This is a genomic window from Aestuariivirga sp., from assembly GCF_037139295.1.
Taxonomy (GTDB): Bacteria; Pseudomonadota; Alphaproteobacteria; order Rhizobiales; family Aestuariivirgaceae; genus Aestuariivirga.
The window spans coordinates 1-1,793 of the sequence record NZ_JBAXGR010000289.1; the positions used below are offsets into that span (position 1 = coordinate 1).

The 1,793-nt window shown below is 64.0% G+C and carries 1 protein-coding gene and 1 pseudogene; both read right to left on the reverse strand.

Features of this window, described 5'->3' with window-relative positions; genetic code table 11:
• Positions 1-85: 85 nt before the first annotated feature.
• The gene (locus tag WCJ41_RS22000) at positions 86-1,450 is read right to left on the reverse strand and encodes an MmgE/PrpD family protein (RefSeq protein WP_336907969.1); all 1,365 of its coding nucleotides are present in this window, start codon (positions 1,448-1,450) and stop codon (positions 86-88) included.
• Positions 1,451-1,538: 88 nt separating this feature from the next.
• A pseudogene (locus tag WCJ41_RS22005) lies at positions 1,539-1,793 on the reverse strand (peptidase S15); the annotation flags it as partial.

Consider the following 1,793-nt stretch of genomic DNA (forward strand, 5'->3'; position numbering starts at 1 on the left):
CCAGAGGCGGGCTGCCACGCGGCATCCGTCTGAAAGCCCGATCCATACTGTTTCTTCGACATGCGGCGCGTTCATGACAAGGGCCTCAGCAATGGTTGAGGAGCAGGTCGAGCAGTGTCCGGCTCGATGCCTCTCCAGGCAGTTTGTCTACCGCGGCCACGATGTCTCCGGCCCGCGTCCCCAGGGCTTCGGACGCCACTGCCTTGAACTTCTCGAGGATTTCGAGATCGGAGAGCGGGCGTTCCGCATCTCCCCGCGCCGGAGTCGTCTCGCTTTGCAGCACGCGGCCGTCCTTCAGCCGAAAGGTGACGCGCGCGAAGCGCTCCGCCGGAAAACGGGCATTTAGGTCATCCGCCTCACGAAGTAGGATGCGGTCGCTCATCGCCAAGATCTCGGGATCGTGCAGGGCGGCGCCCGAAATATCGGTCGGCGCCAGACGCCCGCGTACCACCGCAGCTGCTACCGGGAATGGCAGACTGTACTGGGCTTCCTCCGTGGACGCCGGCCGGTGTTGGTCGAGCCGCACCGCTTCATGGAAGGTCTCAACCTCGATGGCCTCAATGTCGGGAGCGGTCACGCCATGGGTCTGGCGCAGGACCAGCGATGCCTCGACGGCGGGCTGGGCCCAGCGGCAGATCGGATAGGGCTTGAAGTATATTTCCAAGATGCGCCAGCGCGTGCCGAGATCGATCCAGAGGTCGCGCACGGAATCGCTCTCGACAACCAGCGCGGGGGCGCCCGTGAACCCCTCGGACGCTAGTTCGGCTGCGCTCACGCCGCACATTGCGCCCCAGCCGGATCCATCCTTCACCATGGTGGGGAAGTCGATGCAGCGCATCATCTGGCTGCGCGGTCCGTGGTACTCCGCAATGCCCAGCGCCTGACGGAACGCCTCTTGGTCCAGCCCCTGGAGTCTGGCCGCCATGGCAACGACGCCCAACGCATTCCATGCACCAGACGTGTGATAGTCGGGCGCCGTCGCATGCTGCGCGATGCCGGCGCGGATTGCCACTTCATAGCCGATGACCAGCGCGGCCATGAGGTCAGCGCCGCTGATCGTGTTCCTTGTGCTATCGGCAAGGGCCAGCAGGGCCGGGAAGATGGCGCAGCCGGCGTGCCCCTTGGTCAGGACATGGCCGTCATGCGCGTCAAAACTATCAATCGTCATGCCCCCCGCCATCGCCGCGCCCGCCGGGCTGGCGGTGCGTCCGTCGAAGATGATGCGGGCTCGAGGGGCGCCGTCACCGGCATTGAAGGACCGGACGGCAATATTACGGATGATGCGAGAGAGATCGCTGGAGAGGCCAGCGGCTGCCGTTCCGGTGAGATCGAGAATGCATCGGCGCGCCATGTTCCGCACCGGATCGGGGATGTCATCGAAGCGGGTGTCGCTGACAAAATGGAAAAGCTGGGTCGTCACGGTATCCCTCCTGGCGATGATGAAGTCCACCGCGACAGCATAGCGTCGCGCGCCGATATTTGAACCCGCCACGCGACCTCTAATGTTCGTAGTTCGAGGGTGGGGTGGAAAGTGAAGTTTAGATACCGTCACGCGGGATGCTCTGCTCATCCTCCCGGGAAAAGACGAGACTGCCGTTTAGGAACGCCTGAACGCCGACCCTTATGTGGAAGCTGTCCTTGTCAGCCCGCATGGTGGCACGGGTTTCGGTTCGGGTCTTCCAGTCGCCGCGCTCAACCCTCATCGTCCAGTCAGCCTCGCAGAGGGCGGATAGTGGATCGTCCGGGTGGATGACGTAGCGCTCAACGCATCGCCTCCCGACAGCGAGCCCGTG